Here is a 20,021-nt window from a genome sequence, read left to right on the forward strand (position 1 = left end):
ATGAAATTTCCTATGAGATTATGATCGACAAAGCAATTCTGAATCTTATTACATTCTAATCCGGAGAAAACAAAGCATTTAAACGATATTAATAAAAAAGCAGTACATGGAGCATTATATCTCCGGAAAAGTAGATAAAACAGTTTCCGGAATAACCCTTACCTCTACATTTATTGATGTTTTCAGGTTCTTTTCAATACTATTTTGAAGATCTTCTATCGGGGGAACTTTTCCGGTACCATAAATAGTTGCTGAATAATTTGGCATACGAAAGGTATATTTTTCCAGATGGTAGGAACTATCTGTTAGCCATTCACTTGTCAAAATATAAATTGTATTGTCGTTTTTGGCATGGTTCATAGTTTCAAGACCGGAAAAAAATAATGGCATTGCAACGATTATCGTGCATACAACTGCTATTATAAAGGTTTTTTTCCGATGTTTGAACTGTTTTTCATCCATCCATCCGGGATTGACTCCGCTAATCCAGAGCACAGCACCTCCGGCCACTAAAATCGCAAAAAAGTTAGTTAAAAAGAGAAGCAATGAACCGTATGCATCATCCCACTGTCCCTTGGCAAAAGAGATACCTACCACTGAAAGAGGGGGAACTAATGATATTGCAATGGCAACTCCCGGAAGAGAATCACTGATACTCTTTTTGCTCATGGCAAATGCTCCGGCAGCTCCCGAAGCCAGGGCAACAAAAAGAGCAAAAATATCCGGAGAAGTTCTGGATGTAATCTCTTGGTTTACCTGGAAATCGATACCAAAAGGTGATACCCAGATGGAAAGCAGAACTGCCAGAAATACTACATAAAAAATACTGATAATGACCATTCCAAGAGCTTCTGATGTCCTTTTACTATCACCGAGGACAATGGCAAGAGTGGTTGCCATGATAGGTGTCATCAAAGGAGCTATTATCATGGCCCCGATGACCGTTGCAGTAGACCCGGATATGACACCGTACGTGGAAATGATGGTAGCCAGGGTTAGCAGAATAAAATAATTAAATTGGAACCGACGAGCATTTTTACCTTCAAAGAATACTTTTTCCTGGAGTTCAGGCAGGTAAGACCTGTCAAACCGTCCTATTTTAATTACGTTTTCTAACATAGTATCGTCCGATCTTCTCAATCCTCAACTCTTCCCTAATTTTAAACTGAAGCAATATTATCCAAATTGATCGTTATTTATGTATAAAAGATACTTTTTACATACAATGGATAATACCGAATCATCTGCACGGATGACCAAAAAAGAACTCATTATTGTTCTGGTGGTCTCTCTGGGTTCATTTATGGCAGGTCTGGATGCAACCATCGTAAACATTGCTCTTCCAAGTATTGCAAAAGCTTTTGATATTCCCACCGTTCAGGCATCCTGGGTTCTGAATGCCTACCTTATCATCCTGGTCAGCCTTCTGCTCGCAGCATCAAAAATTGGAGATATGAAAGGATATAAAATGGTATTTTTGACCGGATTTGGTATATTTACTATCGGATCTGCGTTATGCGGTTTTGCCCCGCTAATTGATCTGCTCATCTTTTTCCGGATGATTCAGGCCGTAGGAGGAGCGGTCATTGCAGCCCTTGGTTCGGTCATGGTTACAGCATATCTTGGATCAAAGGTCAGGGGACAGGCGTTGGGTCTTGTTGCCATGTTTACCATGCTTGGGGTGGCATTAGGTCCAGTTATCGGAGGATTTTTAACCAGTATGTTCTCATGGAGGTTCATTTTTCTTGTTAACATTCCCATTGGTGTCCTTGCAATAATTTTGGGATTTTTGTGCATTCCATTATTAAAACCCTCCAAACCAGATGCAAAACTGGATTTTCCTGCAGTACTTTTTCTTTTCATTAGTTTATTCACCCTGATATCCGGATTAAATGCCATCACCGGCCCAGATGTCATGACGGGTATTATCGCCCTGGTTATTGCATGTTTATTTGGAATTATGTTTATTTTCAGACAAAAAAAGAGTGCAGAACCCCTGCTAAACCTTTCACTGTTTAAAAACCGTGCATATTCATTTCATAACGGAGATATCCTGATACTTCAGTTAGGACTTGCAGGGGTAATGTTCCTGATGCCATTTTATCTTGAGATTGTAAAAGAACTCCCGACAGGAACATCCGGAGCCCTTCTTTTAGCTCTGCCAATAGGAAACATCCTGACCGGGCCGATATCAGGAAAAATGTCTGATGTAATCGGAACAAAAAAACCTATCATTGTAGGTTTTATTATCTGTATTATCGCATTATTCCTGCTTTCCACTCTTTCAATACACAGCCATGCCTATGAGGTTGTAATGTACTTGTTCATTCTTGGAGCCGGAGCGGGTATTGCATTTGCTCCGTTAATGAGTGCAGTTATGGGTGAATCTCCAGAAAAGGATCGGGGCATTACTTCAGGTTTCTCAAAAATGATGACAAATCTTGGTTCATCACTGGGTGTTGCCCTGACAATGGTTGTTGCCGGATTTACGATGGGTCCGAAAATGGCGATGGTTGCGGCTCATACTATTAAACCTGCAGAGATAATGCCCGCATTTCAATCTGCTTTCTTTTTTTATATGGTTATGCAGATTATCGGCCTGATTCTAATCTTTTTGGTAAGAGAACAACAAATTCCCATGTCCGGACCTTATGAACCCGGAGTATAAAAAGAATTATATGACCTGGCCTGGTTTTTCAGGGGATGGTTATTCCTTTTTTTTTCGGATAAAGACTTCCTTACATCATGACCAGATCAACTGCTTCAACTGGCATCCGTCCGGGTGTGTGCTCCGTGTTCTATGAAATTCATATACGCTATAAAGATCTTATACGTCCTTCTGAAGTTACCGAATTAAGCTCGCTGACCGAACCAATATATACATCAAGAATTTTCTCGGTTGGTATACCTTTCTCTTTTATCTGTTCTGTATGAATCATTCTGATATCCTATAATAGTGTAATTTACATTCCAATTTCATAATAGAGCCCCCATATTTTACATATAAATTGTTACAAAAAAAAGTCAAAAGAAGATACTAAAGATACAATCTTATCCTCCTCTTCTATGACGAAATATCAATCATTAATGAACATCTGATAAGCATAAAAAATTGAAACTTTCCCGGAAGTCAACTACCCGATATTCGGAATTGTCCAGCGGAAAGCAAACCGGAAGGATGTAAGAAATAATGATCATTAAGACCGGATTGATCATCCAAATAAATCCATTTATCGTATATAAAATCTAAACCGAATAACCGGATTCTATACAATATCAAAAGATATCATGCCACAACTTGAACTCATCGAAGCAATCGAGAAACGCCTCTGGAAATCAGCGGATAATCTTCGTGCAAACTCCAACTTTGCCAGCAATGAATACTTCCTTCCCGTGATGGGACTTATCTTCCTCCGTCATGCATACAGTAGATATCTCCTGCTAAAGGATGAGATTGAAAAGACCCTTCCAAAACGTGGCGGAAAAACCCGTGCTCTCACCAAGGAGGATTTCTCCCAGAAGAGTGCTATCTATCTCCGGCATGAGGCCCAGTATGATTACCTGGTCTCTCTTCCGGATAGCAGTGACCGTGCCGGTGCAATCATTGCTGCGATGGAGTCAATAGAGGAGGATTATAATCTCAAAGGAGTACTTCCAAAAGAAGAATACCGGGCTATTGAGAATGATGTCCTGAAACAGACTCTTCAGATCTTAAACCCGGACGAGCTAAAACAGGCATCAGGGGATGTGTTCGGCAGGATATATGAGTACTTCCTTACCCAGTTTGCCGACCTCAAAGCCCACGATAACGGAGAATTTTTCACCCCGGTATCGCTGGTATCACTTATTGCCAATATCATAGAACCGAAAGATGGTATTGTGCTTGATCCGGCCTGTGGTTCGGGTGGCATGTTTGTCCAGAGTGCTCATTTTGTAGAGCGGCTGAACCAGAGTCCGACTGAGCATCTGACATTCAAAGGGATGGAGAAGAATGCAACGACCATCCGGCTTGCTAAGATGAACCTGACCGTTCATGGTCTGGAAGGGGATATCCTGAAGGCTATAACCTATTACCAGGACCCCCATGAACTCTTTCAGAAAGCGGATTATGTGATGGCAAATCCGCCATTCAATGTTGACGAAGTGGATGCCGATAAGGTAAAGAATGATTCCCGGCTCCCGTTCGGTCTTCCAGGAGTGAATAAGGATGAGAAAGTCTCGAACGGGAACTATCTCTGGATCAGTTACTTTTACAGTTACCTGAATGAGAAGGGCCGGGCCGGGTTTGTGATGTCTTCCCAGGCATCAAGTGCAGGTAGGGACGAAGCAAAAGTCAGGCAGAAACTTGTGGAGACCGGGGCGGTTGAAGTCATGGTCTCTATCCGGTCAAACTTCTTTTACACCCGGACAGTTCCGTGTGAACTCTGGTTTTTAAACAAGGCCAAACCGGAAGAGATGAAGGATTCGGTCCTGATGATCGATGCCCGGAATATCTTCCGGAAGGTGACACGGAAGATCTATGATTTCAGTCCTGAGCAGGAGCAGAATATTCTTGCGATTGTCTGGCTGTACCGGGGTGAGACTGAGCGATACCTGCAGCTGGTATCCCGTTACTGTAAGACAATGTTGAAAGAGGCAAAATCATCGGTCAATTCCGGAGACGAAAACCTTCTCAATCAGTTCTGCCAGAAGATGACCCTGTTTTTGGACTCCGCCCGGCCCTATATCATCAGACTTGCCGGGGATCATGCAGCGAAAGAGATCTTCTCCGAGCTTGAAGGAGAGGTTACGCAAGTTTCTGAAGAGATTACCGGATTTGCGAAGGCTACATCTCATGAACTGAAACTCTGGGAGAAGCAGGACACCTCGAACGGGGGACTGAAGAAAGCTGTTGACCGGCTTTCTTCTCTTGCGGATAACAGTCATGCACTGGTAACCCAGGTAGATCTGATATCTAAACTTGCAACCCGGCTTATTGAGACCTGCGAGAAGGATGATCAGGCAAAGGGGTCTGATCTCTGGTCAGGTCGGGATATGAACCGAATTCTCAAAGATGCTGAAGGTATCAGGGAGGAACTGGTTTTCGATCTGAAACAGGTTAGGTATTTTTGGAAGCAGGCTCACTGGCTGGTTGAGCGGTTCCCGGACGGAACCTACCGGGATGTGGAAGGTCTGGTTAAATGCGTCTCCCGGTCAGAGATTGAATCAAATGACTGGAGTCTTACTCCGGGGAGATATGTGGGTGTTGCTCCGGAAGAGGTGGATGAGGAGTTTGACTTTGAAGAGGCTCTCCGGGATATTCATATCGAACTTGAAGGCCTGAATGCAGAAGCGGCAGAGCTTGCCGGGATAATACAGAAGAACTTCCGGGAGCTTGGGATATGAAAACTCATCCCTTAACTTTTCCGGATCTTGCAACAACTATCAGCCGCATTCACCATGAGTTATCCACCCAGGCAAGCAGGGCAGTAAATATCAGTCTGACGCTCCGGAACTGGATGATTGGATATTATATCGAGGAGTATGAGCGGTCAGGTTCAGATCGGGCAGAGTATGGTGAACGGCTCATGGATCAGCTTGCGAAAACACTCATGGGAGAGGGTCTTCCCCGGTGTGAACGCCGTGAGCTCTACCGGTACCGAAAGTTTTATATCACGTACCCTAGAATTGGTGGATCATTACCTCCTCAATTTTCCGGATTTATTGAGATTCCAAACAGTATCATGGAGAATCAAATTGTGGAGTCAGTGACTCCACAATTGCATCCTGAGGGATCAGTTCTCATTACCCGACTCTCCTTCACTCATTTTGCTGAACTCATTGAGATTGAAGATGAGACAAAGAGGGCCTTTTATGAGGTGGAATGTATCAGGGGGAACTGGTCAGTCCGTGAACTGAAACGACAGATCCATAGCCTCTACTATGAACGCTCCGGTCTCTCGATAGATAAGAGTGCCCTTTCTGCCATGGCTCATGATAAAGCCGAAAAGATTGCACCCGGACTGAATATCAGAGATCCCTATATCTTTGAGTTTCTTGGTCTGAAACCCTGTGAGGTTATGGGGGAGTCTCATCTTGAGGATCAGCTCCTTGACAAACTGCAGGAGTTTCTTCTTGAACTGGGTCATGGATTCTGTTTTGAGGGGAGGCAGAAACGGATCCTGATTGGAGATAGTCATTATTTCGTGGATCTTGTGTTTTATCACCGGATACTCAAATGCCATGTGCTGGTTGAACTTAAACTGGAACCTTTCAATCATGAGAACATCGGGCAGTTAAATACGTACGTGAGCTGGTTCCGGGCGAATATGATGACCGAAGGGGATAATCCTCCGGTTGGGATACTTCTGTGTACATATAAGGAGAAGGCTCTTGTTGAGTATGCCCTTGCCGGGATGGATAATAATCTGTTTGTCTCCCGTTATCTCCTTGAATTGCCGAAGAAGGAGGAGATGCAGAGGTTTATTGAGAGGCAGATCCGGGGAGGGGAATATAAATAGATGTTATGTTGCATAGGATGATCAATCTAAAAACCTAATTTGAATCAGATATCAGTATTGTTTTGATAATATGAAAATTTGAATGTTGGAGTTATAAATGGAGTCATTTAAGGAAATTGGATATTTTTGGCAGCCTGAATATCCGGAAAAACAGATTGCTGGTGAATTAGTATATGATCCAGATACTGGAGGAACTATAGAGATATTTGGTGACTTTGACGATTTAGAAAAAACTGGGCAAACCGGTGACCGGATAACAATTCTTGGTCTTTCTCAATCTGGGAAGAATTATTCATTGTTTAAATGTTTGAAAATATCCTCTTCTATCAATATTCCGGGAATACCCTCTGCTACTTACAAAGTTCATGTAATATTAAAGGGAGGCCTTTTCCTTGATCTTGATGCAGTCAGATTTGATTCATTTTGTATTTACTTCACTAATCTTGATGATTGGTTAGGGCATGAGATCCTTTTCTATACTATAGAAAATAATGTAGAATCGTCGATTTATCGCTACTCTGTTGAATACAAGCCTGAAACAATACCTGAGTATTATATTCCGGGAATAGGGTCACTGAATTTTTTGTATGAACACAAAGTAAAAGTTGAACCAGTTCCTGTAATTCATAAATTTTCTGCTGAAACAGAGTTTTTTGTAAAATTTATTCCTGAAAATCCAGTAGGAGTCCATGAAATGAATACGAGGTACTCAGCGGATTTTTGTAATTTTCTTACATTGGCGATACAAAAGCCTAGTTATCCATATAAATTTGTTGGATATATTAAACCAGATCCAGATAGTGAGGAGAATTCAGACACTATTCAGATTGATATTTACCAACGAATCAGATCATTCAATCAAGAAAACAAGCGAATTCATCCAAGTGAGTTGTTATTCTCATATCGAAAGATATCTTCAAATTTTCCTAAATATTATGGTAATTGGATATCTTTTTGTCATCGAGTAAAACCATGTATAGATCTCTATTTCTCAATTCATTATCGAAAACCACTTCATCTGGAAGATTCATTCCAAAAAGTAATACAAGCATTGGAAGTGTACCATAGAAGAAGTACGGAGTTTTCCGGTGAATTTTGCACGGAAGAAGAGTTCAAAACGATATATAAAAACCTATTGAATCAAATTCCTGTAGACATTTCTCAAGATTTTAAGGCTAGTATGGAGAATAAATTATCTTATTTTGATCAGTACTCACTTCAAAGACGAATCAAGGAATTACTAAGGGATTGTGTTGATAAACATGGATCAGTAATTATAGAAATATTTGGAAAGCCTCCTGAATGGGCAAAAAAAGTGGCTGATAGGAGGGATTTTTTTATCCACCGGGAAGAGGATCAGGAGACAGAAGATCTTCAACTTTACATCTGGATGCTTCAAGGAAGTCTGCTCCTAAATCTTATGTTTTACCGAGAGATTGGGTTTGATGAGGAATCTATCCATAAGATGATTATACATAGTAGATATTTTGAAAAAATTCAATTAAACCAAGGGTTGAAAAACTCTCATGAAACTTAATCCCTTTCAGAAATTCATTACAGATTATGTATATGCAAAAGTCCTGGCTTAATGATGAGGTTGCTTTCCATTTATTTGAGTAAAAATTGATTATGATAATTTTTAAAATTCAGATAAATTAGGTTCTTAAACAGATAAATATGAATAATATTCAAAAAATTAAGTTTTCAGATTTATTTTTAATACCTTCAAAAAATGGGCTTACCAGACCCACCTCTGTTCGTGGTCAAGGATATCGGATGGTTAATATGGGGGAATTATTTGCTTACTCTTTCATTGGCGACATTCCAATGGAACGGGTGCCCATGAATGAGCGAGAATTAACTATTTTTACACTAAATGCAGGGGATTTACTTTTTGCAAGACAATCACTTGTTTTGTCAGGAGCAGGTCAATGTTCGTATGTTGAAGAACAATCTGAACCAACAACTTTTGAATCGCATTTAATTCGAATAAGACTAAATCCAACTCTTGCAGATTCAAAATTTTATTACTATTTATTTAAAACACCATATTCAGGGATTACATCTATTGTTAGACAATGTGCTCAAGCAGGTATTCGAGCATCAGATTTGTCTAATTTGGAAATTTTGTATCCTAATTTGAACCAACAAAAACAAATCGTAAAAATCATTTCCCCATACGACGACCTCATCGAAAACAACCGCCGCCGGATCCAGCTCCTCGAAGAAGCCGCCCGCCTCCTCTACCAGGAATGGTTCGTCAGACTCCGGTTTCCCGGACATGAGCATACGAAGATAGTAGATGGGGTGCCGGAAGGGTGGAATTGTGAAATATTTCCTAAAATTGTTGAAATTAATCCTAAAACAAAAGTAGATTCAAGTTCCACAATACGCTATATTCCAATGTCCGCATTAAACGAAGGTTTGATGATTATTAAACATGAGGAAATTGAAATTCGGGAAAAATCAACGAATATTAAATTTAAAAATAATGATGTGTTATTCGCAAGAATAACTCCCTGTTTGGAAAATGGGAAAACTTCATTTGTAAATTATTTAGATGAGAGTGAAGTAGCATGTGGTTCAACGGAATTTATTGTTTTTAGAGGGAAAATGGTAAGTCCTTATTTTGTTTATTGTTTATCGAGGACACATGATTTCAGAGAAAATGCTATAAAGAGTATGATTGGCTCATCTGGAAGGCAACGTGTTCAAAATAGTTGTTTTAGTGAATATCCAATTCTATTAGCGCCTCAAAAAATATTGGATCTTTTTGATTCAACAATTGCACCTCTTTTTACACAAATAGAGATTCTTGACCGAGAAAATAAAAACCTTATAAAAGCTCGTGATCTTCTCCTTCCCCGCCTGATGAACGGAGTGATTCCGGTATGACCCCCTACACCGAAGACCTCCTCGTCCAGCAGACCACCGCAGACTATCTCACGAATAACCTCGGGTGGGACTCTGTCTATGCCTATAACGACGAGATCCTCGGTGTTGACGGAACCCTTGGCAGGAGATCCGAAAAAGAGATCATACTGACCCGATACCTGAACCTGGCTCTCAGAAGACTAAACCCAGACCTCCCTGACGAGGCATATGAGAGCGGAATCAGGCAGATCTCGGAGGTCAGCTCGGCCCAGACCCTCCTTGCAACGAATCAGGAGAAATACGACCTTCTCAAAAAAGGGGTGAAGGTCAGGTACCGGAATGAGAAGAACAAAGAGAAACAGGCCGTCCTGAAGATTTTCGATTTTACCCATCCGGAGAACAATCATTTCCTCTGTGTCCGTGAACTCTGGGTAAAGGGGGATATCTATCGCAAACGTCCGGACATCATGGGATTTGTGAACGGAATCCCGCTCCTCTTTATCGAATGCAAGAACATGCACCGGGATCTTGAGGTTGCCTACCGGAAGAATTTCGCAGACTACAAAGACACCGTTCCCCATATATTCCACTATAACGCCGTCATCATGCTGGCAAACGGCGAGAAGGCAAAGATAGGTTCGCTCACCAGCAAATATGAGCATTTCCACGAGTGGAAACGACTGAATGAACAGGATCCGGGGGTTGTTGACATGGAGACTTTGCTCAAGGGGATTTGTGACAAGAAGAACTTCATGGATCTCTTCGAGAACTTCATCCTCTTTGACGACTCACTCGGTCCCACCGTTAAGATCCTAGGCAAGAATCACCAGTTCCTCGGCGTCAATCAGGCAATCGAAGCGGTACAGGAGCGGAAGCAGCGGGAAGGAAAACTCGGGGTCTTCTGGCACACCCAGGGCTCAGGGAAGAGTTACTCGATGGTCTTCTTCACCCGGAAGATACACCGGAAACTGGGGGGAAATTTCACCTTCCTCATCTGCACCGACCGGGACGACCTTGACGGGCAGATCTACAAGACTTTTGCCGGGTGTAAACTAGTCAACCATGATAAGGATCCCTGCCGGGCATCGGACGGGAAACATCTGGCCCAACTCCTCACCGAGCACAAATCTCATATCTTCACATTGGTCCAGAAGTTCAACCAGGATGTGGACCCGGACATCGGATACACCAGCCGGGACGATATCATCGTCATCACCGACGAGGCACACCGGACCCAGTACGGAACTCTTGCACTCAACATGAGAAATGCCCTCCCCAATGCCAGTTTCATCGGATTTACCGGAACCCCGCTCTTTAAAGATGATGAGATCACAAAACGGGTATTCGGTGATTATGTCTCCACCTATGACTTTCAGCGGGCCGTTGAAGACGGAGCCACCGTTCCCCTCTATTACGACGCACGAGGAGAGAAACTGGGGATCTCAACAACCGACCTGAACGACCAGATCCTTAAAAAGATAGAAGAGATCTCACAGTCTGAAGAAGCCGATTTTGATGACATCAATGTCCGGCAGCGGATAGAGAACGAACTCAAACGGGATTATCATATCATAACCGCTGAAAAAAGGCTCAGGCAGGTTGCCCATGACCTTGTTGAGCATTACTCAACCGGATGGGAATCAGGCAAAGCAATGGTCGTCTGTATCGACAAGGTGACCTGTGTCAGGATGCATAAACTCCTCCGGAAATGCTGGCAGAACCGGATAGACCTTCTCACATCCGAAGCAAAACATGCAGCAGACGAACAGGAAGAACTCTTCCGGAAAAGGCAGATCGCCTGGATGGAAGAGACCGAGATGGTCGTCGTCATTAGCGAGGAGCAGAACGAAGTTGAAAAGTTCAGGAAATGGGGCCTTGAAGAAGAGATAAAAGAGCACCGCCAGCTCATCAGGGAAGGATTTACCCTAGAGGACGGGAAACGGATAGACCTTGAATCGGCTTTTAAAAAACCGGAACATCCATTCCGGATAGCAATCGTCTGTGCCATGTGGCTGACCGGCTTTGATGTTCCCAGTCTCTCAACCCTGTACCTTGACAAACCACTCAAGGCCCATACCCTCATGCAGGCTATAGCACGGGCCAACCGGGTAGCAGAGGGGAAAAATAATGGTCTCGTTGTTGATTATTGTGGTATACTCAAGAACCTTCGAAAAGCCCTTGCAACCTTTGCAGGAACCTGTGATTCCGGAAGAGAAGGAGACAGAGGAGAGAATGATCCCACCAGACCGAAAGAAGAACTCCTCGCCGACCTTGCGGAAGCAATCGGATTTGTTAAAAGTTTCCTGGCCGCCGGGAATACACCACTTGACAATATCATCACGAAGACCGGATTTGAACGAAATGCTGCCATCGTCGCAGCCAAGGAAGTCGCAAACAAAAATGACCAGACTAGAAAGCGGTTTGAAGTGATGTGCAGGGAAGTCTTCAAGAAATTCAAGGCATGTATCACGATAGATGGAGTGAATGATCACCGGCAGGAGTTCGATGCCATCAATATCATTTACAAGAGCCTGCAGGATGACAGACAACAGGCAGATATCAGTTATATCATCCGGAAACTTCACGAAGTCGTTGATAGTGCAATTGACATTCAGCCAGACCCGGACCAGGAACCGGGGAAAATCTATGATATTAGTAAGATAGATTTTTACCGGCTGAACCAGGAATTTGCCAAAGCCAAGTCAAAACACACCTCTGTCCAGATGCTCAAGGACGTCATCGATAAGAAGGTAGAGCGACTCCTCTCACAAAACCCGCTCCGGACCGATTTTCAGAAACATTACGAAGAGATCATTGATGAATACAACAACGAAAAGGACCGGGTGACCATTGAAGAGACCTGGAACCGACTTCTCAAATTTATCCAGGATCTGGATGATGAATCTCACCGGGCTATCAGGGAAGAACTTGATGAAGAGTCACTTGCTATCTATGATCTCCTTCGTAAAGAAAAACTGACACCCGAAGAGATTAAGCGGATAAAGAAGGTGTCTGTTGATCTTTTAAAGACACTTAAGGCTGAGAAACTCAAGATTGATCACTGGAGAGAGAAGGAATCTACCCGTGATTCGGTACTGGTATCAATCCGGAACTACCTCTATAGTGAAGATACCGGTCTTCCGGTGAAGTCATACACCGATGATGAAGTGGAGAAGAAAGCAGAAATCGTGTATGAACATGTGTACCGGGTTTATCCGGAGATTCCTTCACCCTATTATGTGAAAGAGCAGTATGAGTTATAATACCAGAATAGGGATGTTTCCGGGAGATTGCGGATATCATAAATGAGAAGGGGAAACGGTAAATTCTGGTGAGGGAATATTCAAATCATAAGATAACCAAGGCTGAAAACATGAACCGATATAAATTTTCAATTATTATTGAGACGGACGAAGATGACTAATATGCATTTGTTTTCGAAATAGGGATATTACTCCCAAGGGAATTCATACGAAGAGGTATACGACCGGATACAACATGCCATCAGACTTTGTGGAGAAGATCAGGTAGCATGTGGCGAACCAGTTCATCAGTTTGAACACAAGTCTTACCATGGATAATGGCAATAATATCCATTAACATCCCCGTACTACTGCTGACAAACTCATTCCAATCCTTGAAAAAAGAGGATTTACTCTTGTTCGACAGACCGGTAGTCATAAAATATATCGAAATGATAAACAGGTTAGAGTGACCGTACCTTACCACAGCGGAGAAATACTTCATCCAAAAAACCTAAACCAGATTATCATCAATGCGGAATTATCATTTGAGGACCTAAAATAAATTTATCAATCCAAATCTTCTGTTTTTTCCCGGGACATATGATTTTCTAACATGAGATGTGAGAAATTGTACTGGTCTTTGTTTGCCCAGTGGAGAAGGATCTCTTCCCATCATAGGGAAAAGCATACTTCTGTCTGGATAAGAACCGGCGAAGGATCATGAGATCACCCTTCTCGAAATACCGGGAGAAGAAAGAGGAATATCGATAGTTAGGAGACATTCATGAAAACACATCTCAAAAAAATTCGAATAAGACAATGATTAACCAGAAAGATCTGAAAATCCGGATACTTAAGCCCGGTGAAAATATCCCCTATTCACTCTTATTACTTGCTGATGAGACAAGAGAGGGAATTAATGCATACATTCACGATTCTACAATTTTTGTAGTGGAACATCAAGATGAAATGATTGCTGTTTGTGCAACAGTAATGAAAGACGAAGAGGGTATGGAGATAATAAATATCGCGGTGAGAGAAGATTATCAAAATAACGGAATCGGTTATTGGTTACTGCTTGAGATAATAAAAAAAGCCAGGGAACAAGGTTTATCAGAACTTATCATCGGGACCGCTGATTGTGCAGAGAAGCAATTATACCTCTACCAGAAAGCGGGGTTCAGATTCAGCAGGGTAATAAAGGATTTTTATATCAGAAAATATCCAATGCCCATATTTGAAAATGGAATTCAACTTAAAGATATGGTTATTCTATCTATTACCCTTTGATTTAAATTTATAATAACCCATCCGTCTTTATGATACCGGAGTTAAAAAATATGGAAGGTATTACTCACAAGGGTTTTATCAGGTAAGGATATTTTTCATCTGGATTGGTATCTTGCTCATAATACTAGTGCAGGTATCTCTCAATAATCTACCATGAAAAAATTCAGGATTGTAGGGCATCAACAGTAAACAGAAAAGATATCATAATCAAAAATACATAAGAAGGAACAGAGATGTTAAGGACATATAAAGCAACTATAAAAAATAACCATATTGAATGGGATAATGACATAGATGAAGTAATTAACTCAGATTCCGCAGTTCCTGTATTCATTACCATTTTAGATGAACCTTTACCGGATGATTCAATATATCGAGGTAAAAGCATGGTTTCAGCTTTGAATATGTTAGTAAAATTAAAAGCATTTAGAGATGTTGATGATCCGGTTGAGTTGATTCGAGAAATGAGACAGGATAGGGAATTACCTGGAAGACAAGATGCTGATTGATAGCAATATCATTATTTATGCAGTGCAACCTCAAGAAGAAAAAATCCGGACCTTAATAGAAAAAAATGCACCATATGTTTCTGTCATCAGTTATGTAGAGGTGCTTGGTTACCATAAACTAAATAATAAGGAACGTGAATATCTGGAAATTTTTTTCAGAACTGCAAAAATGCTACCGATATCTCAAAATGTTTTAGACTATGCTGTAAAACTCAGACAGATCAGAAAAATGACATTAGGAGATGCATTAATTGCTGGTACCGCAATTGCTTATCAGATAAAATTAGTTACCCGTAATACTCAGGACTTTCAATGGATTGACAATCTGGAGTTGATAAATCCATTCGAAAAAGGGTGAAAAATTATTCCATCAGCCTGACCGGATCAACCGCTTCAACCGGCATCCGTCCGCCAAATCCCCGGGGCCCCTTGTACACTCCGTCCGGAGCAAGATCCCGGTCATGCTCTTTAAGCCAGTAAAACTGGTGGTGGTACAGATACACCCCTTTCGTGTTGGAATCCTTCCTCTCAATCAGTTCATGTCCGATGAGTTTTCCAAACTGCTGAAATTTCTTTCCCAGGGTTTTTACCGGAAACCGGGAAGAGAGACTAGTATAGGATGTTTTTCTTACATACGAGTAATTCAGTGGATTATCAAGCCATGTTATCATAATACATTCTCCTTTTCATACAAATTTTTCATTTCATTCAGATGTTTCAAACAGACCTGATTATACGGCCTATCCGGAATCCAGAGGATCTGTGAAGACGTATTCGACTCACGGCATCCTCTGCACCGGCAATGCAAATCACTACCGCATTCCTTTGGAACCGGAACATACTCCTGAACCGGGAGGTCTGGTTCAAGACCATGATATGCTGCAAATTCCCGGAACGTGGTGAATCCGACTTTTTTATCAGAGGCGGTTTCAGGAATCAGGCCTCCAGAATGATGCCCTGTTGATCGACAAGATACCTTATCATCCAGACAAACCTGATCAGTGAACGATTCAATGTTGGTAATTTCTGACTGTAGGTTCTTATATTCCGGGCCTCGCAAACATTCCGGACATTCGGGGATCTCCCCACCAGACTCATCATAATAGTACCGTTGCATAATCTCCAGCCATTTCCTTCTGCCCAAAACCAAAAATGCCCGGACATTTTTCGTCCCCGTTGCAGTCTGAATTCGTTTCTGCCTACTCTCCATCCCTATTCCTGAAAGTGCCCGGGTCACGTTTTTACGACTGCATTTCAGACCTTGACTGACCATATTGGATGTAATCGCCTGAATTCTCCCTTCATAGTAGTACTTCCCGAATTCCGGATCAATCATCAGATCTTCATCTCCCTGGGCTAAAGAAAGGACATAATTAAACATCCCACCTTCAAACGATTCGGCCCGGGTCCTTTTAATCTCCTGTTGCCGGTTGTTCAGGTACGTGAAAAACCGTTCCTGCCCGTCAGGAAAAAGTGTCAGGATAACAGAGAGAGGCCGTGCCATCTGTTTCAGCCGTCCTTCTATCCCTTTTCCGATGCATGAAATCATACATTCTTCTGATACATGGGACCAGTGCTCCAGAGTAAATCGTGCAATAAGAGCCCTGAGCTCTGCTACTTCATCTGCATACCTGGCTGGAAGCTCTGGGGGAATATCCTCCCGTGTCGTCTCATCCGGAGAGAAGGAAAAACACCGTCCTTCTGTTGCAGTATCCTGGAACGGCTGCCTCATTGCGATGAGTTTAGGGCCAAACGGATCAAAAAGATGGACTTTGGAGAGATCGTTTTTATCCGTCAGGATATAGTAATTATCCTTTTCAAATCCAAGATTCAGGTACTTGATGAGAGGATCTGACTGATCACCTTTCAGATCTGATTCGTCGATAAGAAGTGTCCCCATCCATCTCTCTTTAAACCGCATGATACCGGAGATTGAAGACGCTCCTGACGCCCGGATTGGATAAAAGCAGAGATCAGAGATGACTTTTAAAAACCGGCTTTTTCCCTTGCCAGTATCACCAAGGAACCGAAGATAAGGTGTGGTGCTGCACTTGGAATAATACCACGAATAGAGGATGTAATACACAAATAACTCATAATCATGTTCTTCAGCATCAAGGTACGAGAACAGGTGATTCCGGATTCTGGTGTACAATGCTTCGGGTGAGAGCAGTCCGGCTTTTTCCAGAAGGTAAGTCCGTGGTATTCCCACAATATACGATGTTGTTCCCCGGTCCTGGTGAACAGGAAGCTCAGGAGGCCTTGTGAGTACACCTGACGGATCAATCTCTTCTTCGGAGAAAATTATCTTTCCATCCTGCAGGTGAGCATACGAGTATCTATCATCCGGACTGATACAGGTAAGGTAGAGATACCCGTCTTTCTCGAAAAACGGAATGCGCCTGATTATCTCCTCTTCTTCAGGGGAATCAAATGTTTTCACGGTTTTGATATAAGAAAATGCCAGTTCCTTAATATCCTGAAGAGTATCATAGTCCAGTTGCTGATATTCTTTCAGTTTCTTATTCCGCTTCTGTAACGTTCTGATTACCGCATCGGAGGGTTTCTTGTTGGAGAGCAGATAGACGGCAATATCCCAGAATTCCTGAGTAAGATCCCCTTCTTCATCCGGGTTATCACTGAATAGATATGCCCCCGATTCTTTCACCTTCACATAGGACCTATCACCAGCCATCAGAAGTGCCCTCCTCATCAAATCAGAGAAGGGAGTTTGAGCGGTCATTACTTCGGTCATGATCTCCTCCTCGCTTTTTTCCAGGCAATTCTCTCCAGAAACCTGACTTCAGGCTTTTCCTGGTCAAGCACCTGTAGATGCCTTTTCATCACGTCCGAATCATAGGTTCCGCCACAGGGCATAATTCCCTGGCATATAGCATCCCAACCCGCTGCATCATACCCGGCAGCACACCGAAAACAGTAGACAAGCCCTTTTCCCGGATTCATTACTATATTTCCTCCTGATGATGTGCTCCCATGAACCGGATGTTTTCCCCGGATCTCATTTCCAGATATCCTTGCCTCCAGTGGAAGATTATCCATAACAGACAGGCCATACCGCTGCGTAACATTTTTTTTGCTGCTTTGACTGGAATCCAGGCAATCCTGCTCAAATACTGGATAAGCACCAGTATCCGGGCTTATGGTTCTTGTGATATTCTCAATATCAGACCATCTTACAGTCATTATCCGGGCATCTGGATCATATATCTCATACCGGTTCCCATTCGGGTGAATACTACCAGGACCGATACACTGACCACCTGTTTTCTCCATCCCTGCCGGGAAAAAGAGTTCAACAACGGTCTGTCCTAGGGAATTCCTTATTGAGAGTTTATGTCCGCAGAAATGGAGAGGGATGTCCGGACAGTGAACAATAGCCCGGTATTTATGCCAGTCAGGCCATGCAGAATACCGGAATGTATCCCGTACCAGATTTTCCCCGCCTGCATCATGAAATGCCTCTGCATCATCCACGTCAATGGAAAGGATATCCGAACCCGGAGCAGGATAATAGCCATAATTTCCTCCATGCTCCAGATGCAGAGCCAAAACGGGATCTGAATAGCACCTTCCCTGTGGTAACTGGTTCCAGCCTTTTTCAGTAGGGCCTTTCTCCCCAGCCGGGACACGGACATAGAGCAGGCCTTCACGCTGCATCTGCCAGGGTATACAGGAACCTTTGAAGACAGAGGTTGTGGTATTACTCATGTGAGGACCTTTGATTCCCGGTGTGGCAGGAATATCGTTGATCCCTTTCAGGGATTCTACTTCGTGTTTTTTTTCAATACAATAATTTTGCATCTAAATTTTCAGCTCACTTAATCTGAATAGAAATTACTTGAAAGAAAACGAACATACCTTTGTTCATTTCTCTCTATTCTCATTATCCGTGCTCACATATAAGCATTGGTATTATAATACTATGTATTAATTCATAGCAATATATTCATAGTAATATGTTCATACATATGATCATGACTGAAGGGAGAACGCGAGGGCAGCGTAATAATTCGGGGGTTACGAAGCGAAAGATAATTGAGATAGTATTAAAGCAGTCAGGATGGACCCCGGAGCCGATGATTCGGGGCTATATTGAAAGTGATCTTGGGATAAAAGAACCAAAGAGTACAAAAATACAACTCGCCGCCGCAAAGGAAGAGGGGATTCTTCTAAAAGAAACGAACAGCGGTGTGAATTACTGGGACATTGATTTTTCATCCGGGATTCTTCTTGGATATGTTACCGATATTATTAGCCTGATGGAGGAAGAGGAACGGGTGCCTTTTTTTTCATCTTCATATGTTCAGGAATTGGCGCTTAAAAAAGCCGGTTTTTTAGCAAAAAGTAATCATCCGAAAACAAGGGTTGGATATGAAAGCACCGACCTTTCTGTATACTGGGGATTTTTACAGGGTGAGCAAATCCAGGAAACCCGGGATGAAGAACTTCCAATGGATGTTCTCCGGGCAGTCAATTTTTATCGGTATGTTGTGACGCACTCACCTTCCTTTTTCCTGTTTCCATACCATCAGGCAGGACATATTGATCCTTACCTTGAATTGATCCTGGGATCGCAGATGCTCAAGACCGAATGGAAAGATTTTGACTTTCTTTATTTTGTCGGCACGATGGGGCTCATTGTTGATTACAGTCACTCTGAAGAAAAATACCGAAGCGAGATTGCAACATTCCTGGTCGAGAACAAAAACGATATCTATGCCCATACCTCAATAAAAAACCCCGAAATGTTATTTTATAATATGATTCAGGCACATGAAATGATACTTGATCGTCATACCATAATCACAGAAGGGGATAGTTCGCAGAAGTCATTTTGCTATGAATCGGGGATATTCAAGAAATCGTAGATATTTAGGGAAACTGAGACGTTGTAGCGGTCGTAACAGTTGTAACAGTTCTATGGAAAAGAGACCTGATAATTTTTTTATGAAGATGAAAAAACCTTCCGGGTGAAAACCCTGGGAGGTCTGTGAATACCTTGTACCCTGTTTTATGTTTCCCGATATCCGGATTCCATAATATGGAGAGGATTATTCAATCAGTTTTTCTCTCTCCCTAATCCGGAGATTTGCAGACAATGTCCTCGCAAAAAGGGGATTTAAGGCTTGGGGAGGCAGACCAAGATATTCTGTTGTTTTAAATAGGTCTGCTCACCAGGGAGGAAAAACCAGGAACCGGCCGTTCCCGGTTTTGGAGATCAACATATTCTATCCATGGCTTATCTGATGGATGAGCAGCGATACTGCAGCCGGTCTCATTTTGAATCGTTCTGGCTGCTCCGATATGTTCCGGATGAGCATGGGTCAGGATGATGAGAGAAATACCCGAAGGACTTCGGCCATGTGACTGAATAGTCTCGAAGATCTTCGTTTCACTACCGGAAACACCGGTATCTATGAGTGTTATATTCTTCCTAAAGATGATGAAACTGTACACAACCCGGTCAAGATTCAAACCAGGACGTACAGGAATGGTAAATTGATGATATATTGCATCAACATAAGGCGTTATCAGCATAGGCTCTCCTGCTCATAATATTTTGATCTTTCAGAGCTTTTAGA

17 protein-coding genes are annotated in these 20,021 nt (G+C 42.4%); 11 read left to right on the forward strand and 6 right to left on the reverse strand.

All coding sequences use genetic code 11. From position 1 onward, the window contains the following. Window positions 1-114: 114 nt before the first annotated feature. Window positions 115-1,119: a TIGR00341 family protein gene (locus DLD82_RS13255; RefSeq protein WP_109941610.1), complete on the reverse strand. Its 1,005-nt coding sequence runs from the start codon at window positions 1,117-1,119 to the stop codon at window positions 115-117. Between the two features lie 106 nt (window positions 1,120-1,225). Here DLD82_RS13255 and DLD82_RS13260 point away from each other — a divergent pair, with 106 nt between their 5' ends. The 6 genes from DLD82_RS13260 (at window position 1,226) to DLD82_RS13285 (ending at window position 12,637) form a co-directional block, all read left to right on the forward strand. Beyond that, a complete protein-coding gene (locus DLD82_RS13260) occupies window positions 1,226-2,668 on the forward strand; it encodes an MFS transporter (protein WP_109941611.1) in 1,443 nt (480 codons plus the stop codon). A 620-nt stretch (window positions 2,669-3,288) separates the two neighbouring features. Continuing rightward, on the forward strand, window positions 3,289-5,385 hold the full coding sequence (locus DLD82_RS13265; RefSeq protein ID WP_109941612.1) for a class I SAM-dependent DNA methyltransferase: 2,097 nt from the start codon (window positions 3,289-3,291) through the stop codon (window positions 5,383-5,385). Further along, complete coding sequence (locus tag DLD82_RS13270; RefSeq protein ID WP_109941613.1) at window positions 5,382-6,500, forward strand: PDDEXK nuclease domain-containing protein; 1,119 nt, start codon at window positions 5,382-5,384, stop codon at window positions 6,498-6,500. Before DLD82_RS13265 ends, DLD82_RS13270 begins: the two co-directional genes overlap by 4 nt. 97 nt (window positions 6,501-6,597) lie before the next feature. Next, window positions 6,598-8,037, forward strand: a complete 1,440-nt coding sequence (locus DLD82_RS13275; protein ID WP_109941614.1) for an ApeA N-terminal domain 1-containing protein — start codon at window positions 6,598-6,600, stop codon at window positions 8,035-8,037. A gap of 140 nt (window positions 8,038-8,177) precedes the next feature. After that, on the forward strand, window positions 8,178-9,395 hold the full coding sequence (locus DLD82_RS13280; RefSeq protein ID WP_109941615.1) for a restriction endonuclease subunit S: 1,218 nt from the start codon (window positions 8,178-8,180) through the stop codon (window positions 9,393-9,395). Then, window positions 9,392-12,637, forward strand: coding sequence for a type I restriction endonuclease subunit R (locus DLD82_RS13285; RefSeq protein ID WP_109941616.1), 3,246 nt, complete (start codon window positions 9,392-9,394; stop codon window positions 12,635-12,637). Before DLD82_RS13280 ends, DLD82_RS13285 begins: the two co-directional genes overlap by 4 nt. 241 nt (window positions 12,638-12,878) lie before the next feature. Here the strand turns inward: DLD82_RS13285 and DLD82_RS18680 are convergent, their stop codons facing one another. Beyond that, a complete protein-coding gene (locus DLD82_RS18680; RefSeq protein ID WP_181391439.1) occupies window positions 12,879-13,055 on the reverse strand; it encodes a hypothetical protein in 177 nt (58 codons plus the stop codon). Here DLD82_RS18680 and DLD82_RS19605 point away from each other — a divergent pair. From DLD82_RS19605 to DLD82_RS13305, 4 genes are all read left to right on the forward strand, one after another. Next, window positions 13,008-13,181, forward strand: a complete 174-nt coding sequence (locus DLD82_RS19605; RefSeq protein WP_369333095.1) for a type II toxin-antitoxin system HicA family toxin — start codon at window positions 13,008-13,010, stop codon at window positions 13,179-13,181. The two genes, DLD82_RS18680 and DLD82_RS19605, sit on opposite strands and share 48 nt — an antisense overlap. Before the next feature lie 257 nt (window positions 13,182-13,438). Next, window positions 13,439-13,909 carry a GNAT family N-acetyltransferase gene (locus DLD82_RS13295; RefSeq protein ID WP_109941618.1) on the forward strand — a complete coding sequence of 157 codons (471 nt, stop codon included), beginning with the start codon at window positions 13,439-13,441 and terminating at the stop codon, window positions 13,907-13,909. Window positions 13,910-14,142: 233 nt separating this feature from the next. After that, complete coding sequence (locus DLD82_RS13300; protein ID WP_109941619.1) at window positions 14,143-14,418, forward strand: hypothetical protein; 276 nt, start codon at window positions 14,143-14,145, stop codon at window positions 14,416-14,418. Between the two features lie 22 nt (window positions 14,419-14,440). Beyond that, on the forward strand, window positions 14,441-14,776 hold the full coding sequence (locus tag DLD82_RS13305) for a type II toxin-antitoxin system VapC family toxin (protein ID WP_245920449.1): 336 nt from the start codon (window positions 14,441-14,443) through the stop codon (window positions 14,774-14,776). Window positions 14,777-14,780: 4 nt separating this feature from the next. Here the strand turns inward: DLD82_RS13305 and DLD82_RS13310 are convergent, their stop codons facing one another. Genes DLD82_RS13310 through DLD82_RS13320 form a run of 3 tightly spaced genes read right to left on the reverse strand, consistent with a single transcriptional unit; the run spans window position 14,781 to window position 18,240 of the window. Continuing rightward, window positions 14,781-15,089, reverse strand: coding sequence for a DUF6009 family protein (locus DLD82_RS13310; RefSeq protein WP_109941621.1), 309 nt, complete (start codon window positions 15,087-15,089; stop codon window positions 14,781-14,783). After that, window positions 15,086-17,173, reverse strand: coding sequence for a hypothetical protein (locus tag DLD82_RS13315; protein WP_109941622.1), 2,088 nt, complete (start codon window positions 17,171-17,173; stop codon window positions 15,086-15,088). Before DLD82_RS13315 ends, DLD82_RS13310 begins: the two co-directional genes overlap by 4 nt. Continuing rightward, window positions 17,170-18,240: a bifunctional DNA primase/polymerase gene (locus DLD82_RS13320; protein ID WP_109941623.1), complete on the reverse strand. Its 1,071-nt coding sequence runs from the start codon at window positions 18,238-18,240 to the stop codon at window positions 17,170-17,172. The genes DLD82_RS13315 and DLD82_RS13320 overlap by 4 nt, the downstream gene beginning before the upstream one ends. Window positions 18,241-18,413: 173 nt before the next feature. Here DLD82_RS13320 and DLD82_RS13325 point away from each other — a divergent pair, with 173 nt between their 5' ends. After that, entirely contained in the window at window positions 18,414-19,307 is an 894-nt protein-coding gene (locus tag DLD82_RS13325; RefSeq protein WP_146199806.1) for a hypothetical protein, read from the forward strand. Between the two features lie 289 nt (window positions 19,308-19,596). On the opposite strand, the gene DLD82_RS13330 is transcribed toward DLD82_RS13325, so the two are convergent. After that, complete coding sequence (locus DLD82_RS13330) at window positions 19,597-19,977, reverse strand: MBL fold metallo-hydrolase (RefSeq protein ID WP_109941625.1); 381 nt, start codon at window positions 19,975-19,977, stop codon at window positions 19,597-19,599. Between the last annotated feature and the right edge of the window lie 44 nt (window positions 19,978-20,021).

Origin of the sequence: Methanospirillum stamsii (assembly GCF_003173335.1) — an archaeon.
In the GTDB taxonomy this organism is placed as follows: Archaea; Halobacteriota; Methanomicrobia; order Methanomicrobiales; family Methanospirillaceae; genus Methanospirillum; species Methanospirillum stamsii.